The sequence below is a fragment of the uncultured Streptococcus sp. genome (genome assembly GCF_902463925.1).
Taxonomy (GTDB): domain Bacteria; phylum Bacillota; class Bacilli; order Lactobacillales; family Streptococcaceae; genus Streptococcus.
The window spans coordinates 20,276-33,779 of sequence record NZ_CABQHE010000003.1 but is presented as its reverse complement, the minus strand read 5'-3'; the positions used below and the strand labels follow the sequence as shown (position 1 = coordinate 33,779).

Sequence of the window (13,504 nt, the reverse complement as noted above, 5' to 3'; positions counted from 1 at the left end):
AAATAAACCTTGCACCATCAAATGATTTCATGTAGAATGGTGATGTAGCATTCTACGTGAGAATGTTCCGATATCATTCGGATTTTGACAATATTTTTTATTAAGGAGTATAAACTTTCATGGAAAAGTTTTTTAAATTAAAAGAACATGGTACTGACGTCCGCACAGAAGTGACTGCCGGATTGACAACCTTCTTTGCCATGTCTTACATCCTCTTTGTTAACCCAGCGATGTTGGCCCAAACAGGAATGCCTGCACAAGGTGTTTTCTTAGCAACAATTATTGGTGCGGTTGCAGGAACGTTGATGATGGCATTTTATGCTAACTTACCATACGCTCAAGCGCCTGGTATGGGGCTTAATGCCTTCTTCACCTACACAGTGGTCTTTTCTTTGGGTTACACTTGGCAAGAGGCCTTAGCAATGGTCTTTCTATGTGGTGTTATTTCATTGATCATCACGGTAACTAAAGTACGTAAGATGATTATTGAGTCTATTCCAACAGCTCTTAAATCTGCTATTTCAGCAGGTATCGGTGTTTTTCTTGCCTATGTTGGGATTAAAAATGCTGGTTTCTTGAAATTCTCAATTAATCCTCATACCTACACTGTAGCAGGTAAAGGCGCTGATATGGCCAAGGCTTCAATTACAGCTTCATCATCAGCTACACCAGGTTTGGTTGCCTTCAATAATCCAACTGTAATTGTAGGTTTGATTGGTCTTGCGATTGCGATTTTCTTTATTGTTAAAGGTGTTCGTGGTGGTGTTCTTCTTTCAATCCTTGTAACGACTATCATTGCTATTTTTGCTGGTGTTGTTGATCTTGGAAGCATTGACTGGCACGCAGCTAGCTTGACATCATCTATTAAAGACCTTGGTCAGGTCTTTGGTGCAGCGCTTGGATCTAAGGGATTGGGATCACTCTTTGCAGACGTTTCTCGTTTGCCTGGTGTCTTTATGGCTATTCTCGCCTTTTCATTGACTGATATCTTCGATACTATCGGTACTTTGATCGGTACTGGTGAGAAGGTTGGTATCATTGCTTCAACAGGTGATAACAACGAATCAAAAGCTCTTGACCGTGCTCTTTACTCTGACCTTGTTGGTACAAGTATTGGTGCCATTGCAGGGACTTCAAACGTTACAACTTACGTTGAATCTGCAGCGGGTATTGGTGCTGGTGGACGTACTGGTTTGACAGCTCTTGTGGTTGCTGTACTCTTTGCCATTTCTAGTTTCTTTAGTCCAGTGGTGTCAATCGTTCCAAATGCAGCCACAGCGCCTATTCTTATTATTGTAGGTGTTATGATGCTCTCTAACCTTAAGAGTGTCGATTGGGAAGACTTGTCTGAAGCTATTCCTGCCTTCTTCACTTCTATTTTCATGGGATTCTCATATAGCATTACTTATGGTATCGCAGCTGGTTTCCTTACTTATACTTTGGTCAAAATCGTCAAAGGTCAAGCTAAGGATGTCCACTTTATTATGTGGATTTTGGATATCTTGTTTATCCTTAACTTCATCAGTATGGCTGTGTTCTAAAGCTTGAAAGTAAAAAGTCTGTACATTTGTCAGGCTTTTTCTTTTGCGATTTTTATCTGGAGGAATGTGAGAGAGTTACTATTGGTTAGCTTTTGAAACTATAGTAAGTTTTACAACAACATTTCTAATCTATGAGTGATTGATGTGGTCAAAATAAACACAAAATTAAAATACTCATCTTAATTTCTTGCTTAGATGATTCAATATTTATAAGTTTCTACTGTATTTTTACAGTGGATTCTAGTCCATATTTTTATTTTTTGATATAATAAAAACATGATTTACAGTCAAAATGAAGAAGAATTGATTAGTATCGGTCAAAAGCTAGGTCGACTACTCGATTCTGGAGATATAATTGTTCTCTCAGGTGATCTGGGAGCTGGCAAAACAACCTTAACCAAGGGGATTGCCAAAGGTTTGGATATTTCACAGATGATAAAGAGTCCAACCTATACCATTGTAAGGGAGTATGAGGGGCGACTGCCACTCTATCATTTAGATGTCTACCGCATTGGTGATGATCCAGATTCTATTGATTTAGATGATTTTCTGTATGGTGAAGGTGTGACAATCATCGAGTGGGGTGAGCTCCTAGACGAGAGTCTGTTAGGGGATTATCTCCTAATTTCGATATCTCATCATGGAGATGGACGTCAGTTGCTTTTTGAATCTTTCGGTCCTAGAAGTAAGGAGATTCAGGAGGAAATGGTAAATGGCTGAGCAAGAATTAGTCATTGAGGAAGCTCAAAGAGAGGATGCTGCCTCTCTAGCTTGTTTACTAGAGACTGTAGCCTTGGAATCGGATTTTCTAGCACAAGATGATAGAAGTTCTATACTGAGTGCTGAACAGTTAGCCACTTATATTGAAGGTCATCAGCATAGGCTTAATGAGATTTGTTTGGTGGCGAAATTGGGTCATGAGGTCATTGGTGTTTGTAATGTTACCTCTGATCAAGATACTAAGACTAGTCATATTGGCGACGTATTTATTGCGGTTTCTAAACCCTACTGGGGGAATGGTGTTGGCCGGTTTCTTATGGAAACAATGATTGACTGGGCAGATCATACACCAACTATCCGCCGCTTAGAGTTGACGGTTCAAGCACGTAATGAATGGGCAGTTCATCTCTATCAAAAATTCGGATTTGACATTGAAGGCACTAAGAAACGTGGTGCAAGAACTAAAAATGGAGAATTTCTAGATGTTTACCTTATGGCTAAACTCATAGATTAGGAAAAAACATGAAACTTGGACGAAAAATTTTATTGATGTTGTTGGCGATTTTTGCAACGACAGTAGTAGCTGCTGGTATTTACCTAACGACAACTTATAATTACGCCACAGGCGAATTGTCAAAAACGTTTAGGGCTTCTAAAGCAACTTCGGGGAATAGTAAGGCTATTCAACAGACTAAGCCTATAACTATTCTCTTGATGGGGGTAGATACAGGATCCAAAGAACGTAAGGAAACCTGGGAAGGAAACTCTGATACCATGATTTTGGTAACAGTGAACCCTAAGACTAAGAAAACAACCATGACCAGTTTGGAACGTGACCTTTTGACAGATATTGAGGGGTCGGGTGAAGCAAAACTAAATTCAGCATATGCTGAGGGTGGTGCTGACTTGGCTATTTCAACCATTCAAAAGGTTTTGGATATTGATATTGACTATTATGCACTGATTAATATGCAGGGTATGATTGATTTGGTAGATGCTGTTGGTGGTATTGAGGTAACGAATCATTTTGATTTTCCAATTTCGATTGCAGAAAATGAACCTGAATTTCAGGCAAAAGTTGAGCCCGGAACTCATAAAATCAATGGTGAGCAAGCTTTAGTCTATTCACGTATGCGTTATGATGACCCTGATGGTGACTATGGTCGCCAAAAACGTCAACGTGAGGTTATTCAAAAAGTTGTAGCTAAGCTCTTGAAGATGGACTCTATTGGTTCTTACAAGAAAATTTTATCAGCTGTAAGTTCAAATGTTCAAACCAGTATCGATCTTGGTGATACCAATACTTTGCGTAGCTTGATGGGGTATAGCGATGCCCTTAAAAATATTAAGTCCTACCAATTGGCTGGTTCGGATGCTATGATCAATGGAGAAAGCTATCAAGTAGCCTCCACTGAGGATATTCTTAAGGTGCAAAATCGCATTAAGAAGGAAGTTGGTAAGAAGAAAGTTTCTGAATCTAATCTTAAGACTAGTCTGGTACTCAATGGTTTTGGGACTTCTAGCTATGGTTCAGATGATTTCGTTAACTCTAAAGGAAGTTTGGCTTCGAGTGAAGTATCTGGAAGTTATGAGGCTGGACTATCTGAGGCAATAGGTGGTGGATCAGTAAGTACCTACAATGGAGGTACTACCTACAGCAATAACTATAGTGAAAACACAGGTAATTATGTTCAGGAACAAGGTACGACAACCTCTACATACGATAATAATGGTTCAGGTGTAACTACTTATAGCTCGGTTCCAGCAGCGCAATAGAACGGTTGAGAGACTTCCAGCCTTTTGGCTGTCATATGGTTATTACTTGCAATAGTTTTTAAGCTATGCTATAATATAAGGAAATAATGAAAGAGAGGCGGAGTAGAAACTTCGTCTCTTGTGTGTGTAAGGAGGTCATAATGTCGCAAAAAATTATTGATCTCGTGACGGCAGTCGTAGCTCCAGCTATTCCTGAGCCATACGAACTGGTCGATATCGAGTACGAAAAGCTTGGCGGTGACTATGTCTTGTCAGTTTTGATTGATAAGCCAGGAGGTATTACTGTAGAAGATACTGCAGACTTGACTGAAATTATCAGTCCCCTCTTGGATACTATTCAGCCTGATCCTTTCCCGGATCAATACATGCTGGAAGTGTCCAGCCCTGGATTAGAGCGTCCCTTAAAAACCAAAGAAGCTTTGAAGAATGCTGTTGGTCAGTATATTAATGTTAGCCTTTACAAGGCTATTGATAAGATCAAGATTTTCCAAGGTGACTTGGTGGCCTTTGATGGGGAAACCCTAACAATTGATTATCTTGATAAGACTCGCCATAAGACTGTTGAGATTCCCTATCAAACAGTTGCTAAAGCTCGTTTGGCAGTCAAACTCTAAAACTCTTAGTGTAAATAAAGAAAGGATGCCAGTTTTGGCTCTTAAAGGCTAAAACGACAAATAATATGAGCAAAGAAATGCTAGAAGCCTTCCGTGTCTTGGAAGAAGAAAAACACATTAACAAGGAAGATATCATCGATGCTGTGGTTGAATCACTTAAATCAGCTTACAAGCGTCGTTATGGTCAGTCTGAATCAGCAGTCGTTGAATTCAATGAAAAAACAGGTGATTTTCAAGTTTTTACCGTTCGTGAAGTTGTAGACGAAGTCTTCGATAGTCGTTTGGAAATTAGCTTGAAAGATGCGCTTGCTATTAGCTCAGCTTACGAGCTTGGCGACAAGATTCGCTTTGAAGAGTCAGTCGATGAATTTGGTCGTGTCGCAGCGCAATCTGCTAAACAAACAATTATGGAAAAAATGCGTAAGCAAATGCGTGAGATTACTTATAATGACTATAAGCAACATGAAGGTGAAATCATGCAAGGAACAGTTGAACGCTTTGACCAACGTTTCATTTATGTTAATCTTGGAACGCTCGAAGCTCAATTGTCACGCCAAGACCAAATTCCTGGCGAAAGCTTTAAGTCACACGACATCATCGATGTTTATGTTTATAAAGTTGAAAACAACCCTAAAGGTGTTAACGTCTTTGTAAGTCGTAGCCATCCAGAATTCATCAAACGTATCATGGAACAAGAAATTCCTGAAGTCTTTGATGGAACTGTAGAAATCATGAGCGTATCTCGTGAAGCTGGTGATCGTACGAAAGTTGCTGTTCGCAGTCACAACCCTAATGTTGATGCTATTGGTACTATCGTTGGTCGTGGTGGAAGCAACATCAAGAAAGTTGTCAGCCGTTTCCACCCAACACGTTTGGATGCTAAGACAGGAATTGAAGTGCCTGTTGAGGAAAATATTGATGTTATTCAATGGGTTGAAGATCCAGCTGAATTTATCTACAATGCTATTGCACCAGCTGAAGTGGACTATGTTCTCTTCGACGAAGATGATAGCAAACGTGCGACAGTAGTTGTACCAGATAACAAATTGTCTCTTGCAATTGGTCGTCGTGGACAAAATGTCCGTTTGGCAGCGCATTTGACTGGTTACCGTATTGACATCAAGTCAGCTTCTGAATACGAAGCACTAGAAGCTGAAAAAGCTGAGGCTGCTACTGATGAAGTTGTCGAAGAAATCGTTGCAGGAGCTACACCTGTTGAAGTCACAACAGAAGAAGTAACTGAAACAACAGAAACAGAATAAGAAGAACATAGAGGTGTTTGATGGCTAAAACACGAAAAATACCTTTACGCAAATCAGTTGTCTCAGGAGAAATCATTGATAAACGTGATTTGCTCCGCATTGTAAAAACTAAAGATGGTGAAATTTTCATTGATCCAACAGGAAAGAAAAATGGACGAGGAGCTTATATTAAATTAGATAATGAGGAAGCTCTCCAAGCTAAAAAGAAAAGAGCTTTTAACCATAGCTTCTCAATGGAAGTTCCTGAAAGTTTTTACGATGAACTCATCGCTTATGTGGATCACAAGGTCAAAAGAAGAGAGTTAGGTCTTGAATAACACAGAAAAATTGTCAAATATGTTGGGACTAGCACAAAGAGCTGGAAAGCTTATTTCTGGCGAAGAACTTGTCATCAAGGCAGTTCAATCAGGGCAGGCGAGACTAGTTTTTCTTGCCAATGATGCTGGTAGTAACGTGACTAAAAAGACGACTGATAAATGTAACTACTATAATATAGAAGTCTCCACAGTGTTTAACGCACTGGAATTAAGTATGGCTATTGGTAAACCAAGAAAAACGGTTGCTGTAGTTGATGCTGGATTTTCAAAGAAAATGAGGACTCTTATGGACTAAAGAATAGGAGGACATCACGTGTCAAAGAAACGATTATATGAAATAGCAAAAGAGGTTGGTGTAGAAAGCAAGGTTGTTGTTGCAAAAGCTCAAGAACTTGGTCTTTCTGTGAAGAGCCACTCCTCATCAGTTGAAGAAGCTGATGCTAATCGTATCAGTTCAAGTTTAAAAGGGGGAACAGCTAAGGCTGAAAGCAAGCCAGCTTCCAAAGCGGCACCTGTTCCTAAAGAGGAAAAGGTAGTGCCTAAGGTTGATAAGGCACCTGTTGCCAAATCAGCTCCAGCTAAAGAGGCATCAAAGGCTGAAGTCAAAGAAGCCCCTGCGACTCCGAAAAAACCACAAAGCCGTAATTTTAAGGCAGAACGTGAAGCACGTGCCAAGGCAGAAGCAGAGCGTCGTCAAAATGGCGGAGGTCGTGACAACCGTAATCGTAACCGAAATCAACAAGGAAACGATCAAGGTAAACGTCAGAATAATGATCGTCGCAACCAAAATGGAAATGGTCAAGGAAACCGTAACAATGGAAACCGCGATAATAATAGTAATCGTGACCGTAATTTCCAAGGTAAACAGCGCAATGATCAAGTTCGAAATAAACGTAACGATGCTGCCCGCAATAATCAGGCAGGTCCACGTATTGACTTTAAAGCGCGTGCAGCAGCCTTGAAAGCAGAGCAAAATGCAGAATATTCACGTCAAAGTGAAACACGCTTCCGTGAAGAAAAAGCTGCAGAGCAACTCCGTGCAAAAGAACAGGAAAAGGCAAGAAAAGAAAAACAACAGGCTGAAGTCGCTGCTCAAAAAGCAGTTGCTGAAGCTAAGCCAGCTCCCAAACCAGCACCGGCTGTTCAACCAGCTCCAGCTGCACAAGCACAAGATACACGTCGTAAAAAGGCACGTCCAGATAAATCACGTGATAATCGTCGCGAGAATGAAGATGGACCAAAGCAAACTAGAAATAATAAGTGGAATAATCAAAACCAAGTGAGAAATCAACGAAATAGTAACTGGAATAAAAACAAAAATAAAAAAGGTAAAAATAACCGTGGTAATTCAGCTCCGAAACCAGTAACAGAGCGTAAATTCCATGAATTACCAAAAGAATTTGAATACACGGAAGGCATGACGGTTGCAGAAATCGCAAAACGTATTAAACGTGAGCCAGCTGAAATCGTTAAGAAACTCTTCATGATGGGCGTTATGGCAACTCAAAACCAATCTCTTGACGGAGATACAATTGAGTTGTTGATGGTTGACTATGGTATTGAGGCAATCAAAAAAGAAGAGGTCGATAATGCTGATATCGAACGTTTCTTTGTTGACGAAGACTACCTCAATAAGGATGCTATGGTAGAGCGTGCACCAGTTGTTACTATCATGGGCCACGTTGACCACGGTAAAACAACCCTTCTTGATACTCTTCGTAATTCTCGTGTTGCTACAGGTGAAGCAGGTGGTATCACACAGCACATTGGTGCCTACCAAATTGAAGAGGGTGGTAAGAAGATTACCTTCCTTGATACCCCTGGACACGCAGCCTTTACATCTATGCGTGCTCGCGGTGCCTCTGTTACAGATATTACTATCTTGATTGTAGCTGCGGATGATGGTGTAATGCCACAAACGATTGAAGCCATCAACCACTCTAAAGCTGCGGGTGTTCCAATCATTGTTGCGATTAACAAGATTGATAAACCAGGTGCAAACCCAGAACGTGTTATCGGTGAATTAGCAGAGCATGGCGTTATCTCAACAGCTTGGGGTGGTGATAGCGAATTCGTTGAGATTTCAGCAAAATTTGGTCAAAACATTGAAGAATTACTTGAAACTGTTCTTCTTGTAGCAGAAGTTGAAGAACTTAAGGCTGATCCAACAGTTCGTGCCATCGGTACTGTTATCGAAGCTCGCTTAGATAAAGGTAAAGGTGCGGTTGCTACCCTTCTTGTACAACAAGGTACTTTGAATGTTCAAGATCCAATCGTTGTTGGTAACACCTTCGGACGTGTTCGTGCTATGACCAATGACCTTGGTCGTCGCATTAAGACTGCAGCACCGTCAACACCAGTTTCAATTACTGGTTTGAATGAAGCACCAATGGCTGGTGATCATTTTGCGGTTTATGAAGATGAAAAAGCAGCTCGTGCTGCTGGTGAAGAGCGTGCAAAACGTGCTCTTATGAAACAACGTCAACAAACACACCGTGTTAGTCTTGATAACCTCTTTGATACCCTTAAAGCTGGTGAAATGAAGACTGTTAATGTTATCATCAAGGCCGACGTACAAGGTTCTGTTGAAGCCTTGGCAGCATCACTTCTCAAGATTGATGTTGAGGGTGTTCGTGTTAATGTTGTTCACTCAGCAGTAGGTGCTATCAACGAATCTGATATTACTCTTGCGGAAGCTTCAGATGCTGTTGTTATCGGATTTAACGTTCGTCCTACACCACAAGCACGTCAACAAGCGGAAACTGATGAAGTTGAAATTCGCCTTCACAGCATCATCTATAAGGTTATCGAAGAAATTGAAGATGCCATGAAAGGGATGCTTGATCCTGAATTTGAAGAAAAAGTCATTGGTGAAGCTATTATCCGTGAAACCTTCAAAGTTTCTAAAGTCGGAACAATCGGTGGGTTCATGGTTACTAGTGGTAAAATCACTCGTGACTCAAGTGCCCGTGTCATTCGTGATGGTGTCGTTATTTTTGATGGTAAATTGGCAAGCTTGAAACACTTTAAAGATGACGTTAAAGAAGTCGGAAACGCTCAAGAGGGTGGTTTGATGATTGAAAACTATAACGATATTAAAGTGGATGACGTTATCGAAGCTTACATCATGGAAGAGATCAAACGTTAATCACATCAGATTTCTAAGGAAGCTTATTTAGGGGACAAAGCTGGGTCATCTGGCCTGGCTTTTGTTCCATTATAAAAAAGAAAGGATAAGACTATGGGAAATTCATTTCGTGTAGATCGTGTTGGGATGGAAATCAAACGTGAAGTCAACGAAATTCTTCAAAAGAAGGTTCGTGATCCACGTGTTCAAGATGTAACCATTACAGATGTTCAAATGCTTGGTGATTTGTCGGCGGCTAAGGTTTTCTATACCATTCACTCTACTTTAGCGTCAGATAACCAAAAAGCACAAACTGGTCTTGAAAAGGCTACTGGGACAATCAAGCGTGAACTTGGTAAAAAATTGACTATGTATAAGATTCCGGATTTGACCTTCATTAAGGATGAATCTATCGAATATGGTAATAAAATTGATGAAATGCTTCGTAATTTGGAGCGTAAAGACTAAGCAAAAATTCCTGTCAGTTATGGCAGGAATTTTGCGTTATAATAGAGTAAAAAGGAGGACTTCGATGAAAGTAACAGTCTATTTGGGAGCTAATATGGGTGACAATCCTGGTTTTAAAGAAGCAGCGATTGCCTTGGGGAGATGGATTGCTAAAAATGGTCATATCCTAGTTTATGGTGGCAGTAAGATGGGACTTATGGGAGTTCTAGGTGATACGGTTTTGGAATATGGGGGTCAGGCTCATGGTATCATGCCACAGTTTCTCAAAGATAGGGAAATTGCTTATGAGGGATTGACCTCAATGACGATAGTAGAAACGATGGCAGAGCGCAAGACTGCCATGTTAGAGCAAGGTGAGCTATTTATCGCCCTTCCAGGAGGCCTTGGCACCCTTGAAGAAATCTCAGAAGCTAATGCAGCTGCTCGTGTGGGTAAGTTGGACAAACCCTGTGTTTTCTTTAACCTCAACGGTTATTACGATGCCATGAAGGCCATGCTAAATACCATGGTTGCTCATGATTTTTTAGAGGCCGAAACGGCTGCAAAATTCCTTTTTACAGATGATTTTTCAGAAATTGAAGCCTTTGTCCAGTCTTATGAACCACCTCAATTGCGACGTTATAGGTAAGCATCAGTGAAGAAAAGTTCTTCCACATTCAAGTGGAAGGACTTTTTATAATCAGAAGAAGATTAATGTAAGTTTCAGAAAATATCTCAAAAGGCTTAACAAAAGTGATAATTTAGTATATAATGATGCTTGTAATTTTAATAATCAAATTAATTTTTCTTTCCATCTGTGAGTACCATTCATAATCACCCAATGCCCCTCTTGGTTTGGAAAATTTTGCTAATCATTAAAAGTATTTAATGATTTTAGGGAAATGTGGGATATAGGTTGAAACGGAAGGGATGATAGTAATGTCTATTAGGGTTAAATGTGTTAGTTTTGAGGATTATCAAAACACACAGGTAACTGCAAAGTGTGCCAATTTTCTGCAGTCTGCTGAAATGGCCAAACTTCAGGAAAGCCAAGACCATATAGAAAAAGTAGAAGCTCTGGTTTTCGAAAGAGATGGCTTAAGGGTAGGTCAAGCCATAGTTGTTTATAAGGAGAGCTTTCGTATATTTAAAAAGGCCCTCTTGTTACATGGTCCCCTGTTAGATTACCACTCTCTGGCTAGTTTGACAGAGCTACTCGAGGCTTTAATACTCTATTTAAGAAAGAAAAATATTGCATCACTTTCTATTCATCCCTATTTGACCAACCTTATTAGGAATGAAGAACTTGAAATCATTGAAGAAGATAAGGCTAATGAGGTCTCCAAGGTATTTGAAAAATTAGGTTTTGAGCAGTATTTAGATCCAGAACAGGCTCTAGTTGTTAATCAGATGTTTGTAAAGCCAATTGACACGTTTACGACTTCTGATGAGATACTATCAGCCTTCTCACCATCTTTGAAGCGAGATTTAAAAAAATTCACTGCTTTGAATGTCAAAGTTGAAGAACTAAGTGAGGACAATCTCAACCAGTTTTATGACATCCTAGTTCGGACAGCAGAGAGAAAGGGATTTTCTGTTCATCCGCTAGTTTATTTTCAAAATCTAAAAAAATGTTTTGGCGAATCTGCCAAGTTTATGTTGGCTTATTTAGATTGTCCAGCTTATTTGGCTTATCTTGATGAGAATATTAAATCTTTTGAAGCCAAGATTCAGGCTTTAAAAGAAGGACCTCAGAAAAAACGTACCAAGGGTCAAATAGCAGATGCGGAGGATCAATTGAGAAGCTACTATAAGCGGTTAGAACAATTCAAGTCTTACCAAATCAAGACTGACAAATTACCGCTTTCAGCTTATCTTTTTATGGATTATGGTTCAGAAATTGTGAGCTTTTACGGGGGTAATGATGAAGCCTACCTTAATTTCGGGGAGCGGTTTTGCTTCATTGGGAGATGATAAAATATGCTAAGAGTAAGGCTAAAAAACGCTTTAACTTTTACGGGACCATCGAAACTGAGGCAGCTAGTTCTGGCAAAGGAAACTTTAATTTTAAGCGTCAGTTTGGCGGACAATTAGAGACGCTTGTTGGCTCATTTACTAAGACCCTCAATCCTTTCTACGATATTTTTAAGAAGACACTAGGTAGACACTAGTGTTTCGATAGTAAAAAAGCCAATTGAGATGATGATCTTCATCTCAATTGGCTTTTTAAGTTATTATTTACAAATATTTTTTAGCGACTTCAATATCGCCAGCATAGTTATCACGTTTCCCATTTATGATTTGGAAAGCATCAGCACCTTTACCGGCAATAACCACAGCGTCTTTGGAGTCTGTAGTCTCAGACATGGCTGTTTTGATGGCTTCTTCTCGATCGACAATGATACGAACTTTACGATTGATATGACTAGCAATTTCTTGACAGATGGTAAGGGGGTCTTCCTTGTTAGGGTCATCAGCAGACAAGATGACATCTACCTCGGGGTAAGTGTTGAGGACATGACCAAAGTCTTTACGACGGCTTTCCCCCTTATTTCCAGGAGCCCCTAGTATCAAAGTAATCTTACCTTTTTGATGGTCAGTTACGACTTGTAAGAGCTTGTCTAGGCTGTCACCATTGTGAGCATAGTCAACAAATGTCTTAGCCCCATTAGTTTGGGTTAGAACCTCCATACGCCCTGGAACAGAGGTTTGAGCAATCCCTTTTTTGATGTCTTCAAGACTGGCTCCAAGACGTAAGCCGGCTAGACCAGCGGCCATAGCATTGTCCTGATTAAAGTCACCGATGAGTTGGATATCGTAATCACCAGCTAGTTTACCTTTTGTTTTAAAGCTAAATCCTGAGCTATGTTGAACGGTATTCTCGGAGTCCTTACCATAGAAGTCGTGGTCTTTATCAGCGACTTCCTCTGCAACAAACTCGAAGTGATCCATACCGCTATTGACGATAACAGCTCGACTATTTTCCAAGAGCAGACGCTTGTGGTAGAAGTAGTCTTCAAAGTTTGGGTGTTCAATAGGCCCGATGTGGTCTGGACTGATGTTAAGAAAGGCACCTACATCAAAGGTTAACCCATAAACACGTTTGGTTAGATAGGCCTGACTTGAGACCTCCATAATCAGATGGGTCATGCCATTAGCAACAGCTTCAGCCATCATACGGAAAAGGTCCAAACTCTCCGGTGTTGTTAAGGTAGACTTGAAGAAGTTTTTTCCGTCTAGTGTCGTGTTCATGGTTGAAAGCATAGCAGGTTTATGACTTTGCTTGAGAATATTGAAGGCAAAGTAAGCTGCTGTAGTTTTCCCTTTTGTCCCAGTAAAAGCCAGCAATTTAAGCTTGTCTTGAGGGTATTGGTAGAAGGCCTGAGCAACGAGGCTCATAGCCTGCTTAATATCTGATACGATAATAGCAGGAATTCCCACTTGATAATCTTTTTCAGCTACGTAGAAACTCAATCCCGCTTTGATAGCATTCTCTAAAAATTCAGGCTTAAAGGCAGCCCCTTTGGCAAAGAAGAGGGAAGATGGTGTGACATCACGACTGTCGTAAGAAAGATGATCAAAGGTCACCCCAGTCCATGAATAGTAGTAGTTGTCTTGATCGATGATATCTCTAAAATTATGGTCCTTTTTAAGAACCTCTAGAACTTGTTCAATAGTAATCATAGTTCCTATTTTAGCC

The 13,504-nt window shown here is 40.2% G+C and carries 12 protein-coding genes and 1 pseudogene; 12 read left to right on the top strand and 1 reads right to left on the bottom strand.

Annotation, left to right across the window (positions count from 1 at the left end; translation table 11 throughout):
- The first annotated feature begins 119 nt into the window (after positions 1–119).
- The 12 genes and pseudogenes from RDY04_RS03040 to RDY04_RS02985 all read left to right on the top strand — a co-directional run bounded on the left by RDY04_RS03040 (position 120) and on the right by RDY04_RS02985 (position 11,975).
- Positions 120–1,541, top strand: a complete 1,422-nt coding sequence (locus RDY04_RS03040) for an NCS2 family permease (RefSeq protein WP_303951991.1) — start codon at positions 120–122, stop codon at positions 1,539–1,541.
- Positions 1,542–1,817: 276 nt separating this feature from the next.
- The gene (gene tsaE, locus RDY04_RS03035; RefSeq protein ID WP_014633907.1) at positions 1,818–2,261 is read left to right on the top strand and encodes a tRNA (adenosine(37)-N6)-threonylcarbamoyltransferase complex ATPase subunit type 1 TsaE; all 444 of its coding nucleotides are present in this window, start codon (positions 1,818–1,820) and stop codon (positions 2,259–2,261) included.
- The gene (locus RDY04_RS03030) at positions 2,254–2,775 is read left to right on the top strand and encodes a GNAT family N-acetyltransferase (protein ID WP_303951990.1); all 522 of its coding nucleotides are present in this window, start codon (positions 2,254–2,256) and stop codon (positions 2,773–2,775) included. Before tsaE ends, RDY04_RS03030 begins: the two co-directional genes overlap by 8 nt.
- A gap of 8 nt (positions 2,776–2,783) precedes the next feature.
- On the top strand, positions 2,784–4,037 hold the full coding sequence (locus tag RDY04_RS03025; RefSeq protein WP_303951988.1) for an LCP family protein: 1,254 nt from the start codon (positions 2,784–2,786) through the stop codon (positions 4,035–4,037).
- Between the two features lie 140 nt (positions 4,038–4,177).
- Positions 4,178–4,651 (top strand): ribosome maturation factor RimP, encoded by a 474-nt coding sequence (rimP, locus tag RDY04_RS03020; RefSeq protein ID WP_295492920.1) that lies wholly within the window; start codon positions 4,178–4,180, stop codon positions 4,649–4,651.
- Between the two features lie 65 nt (positions 4,652–4,716).
- Positions 4,717–5,913: a transcription termination factor NusA gene (gene nusA, locus RDY04_RS03015; protein ID WP_303951986.1), complete on the top strand. Its 1,197-nt coding sequence runs from the start codon at positions 4,717–4,719 to the stop codon at positions 5,911–5,913.
- A gap of 20 nt (positions 5,914–5,933) precedes the next feature.
- Positions 5,934–6,230 carry an RNase P modulator RnpM gene (gene rnpM / locus RDY04_RS03010; RefSeq protein WP_008535929.1) on the top strand — a complete coding sequence of 99 codons (297 nt, stop codon included), beginning with the start codon at positions 5,934–5,936 and terminating at the stop codon, positions 6,228–6,230.
- Positions 6,223–6,525, top strand: a complete 303-nt coding sequence (locus RDY04_RS03005) for a YlxQ-related RNA-binding protein (RefSeq protein ID WP_002883776.1) — start codon at positions 6,223–6,225, stop codon at positions 6,523–6,525. Before rnpM ends, RDY04_RS03005 begins: the two co-directional genes overlap by 8 nt.
- A gap of 18 nt (positions 6,526–6,543) precedes the next feature.
- Complete coding sequence (gene infB / locus RDY04_RS03000) at positions 6,544–9,378, top strand: translation initiation factor IF-2 (RefSeq protein WP_303951980.1); 2,835 nt, start codon at positions 6,544–6,546, stop codon at positions 9,376–9,378.
- Positions 9,379–9,471: 93 nt separating this feature from the next.
- A complete protein-coding gene (rbfA, locus tag RDY04_RS02995) occupies positions 9,472–9,825 on the top strand; it encodes a 30S ribosome-binding factor RbfA (RefSeq protein ID WP_272131891.1) in 354 nt (117 codons plus the stop codon).
- A gap of 64 nt (positions 9,826–9,889) precedes the next feature.
- Positions 9,890–10,453 (top strand): TIGR00730 family Rossman fold protein, encoded by a 564-nt coding sequence (locus tag RDY04_RS02990; protein ID WP_303951976.1) that lies wholly within the window; start codon positions 9,890–9,892, stop codon positions 10,451–10,453.
- A gap of 290 nt (positions 10,454–10,743) precedes the next feature.
- Positions 10,744–11,975, top strand: a pseudogene (locus RDY04_RS02985) (lipid II:glycine glycyltransferase FemX).
- A 67-nt stretch (positions 11,976–12,042) separates the two neighbouring features.
- On the opposite strand, the gene RDY04_RS02980 reads toward RDY04_RS02985, so the two are convergent.
- Positions 12,043–13,488, bottom strand: coding sequence for a UDP-N-acetylmuramoyl-L-alanyl-D-glutamate--L-lysine ligase (locus RDY04_RS02980; protein WP_303951975.1), 1,446 nt, complete (start codon positions 13,486–13,488; stop codon positions 12,043–12,045).
- Positions 13,489–13,504 lie beyond the last annotated feature (16 nt).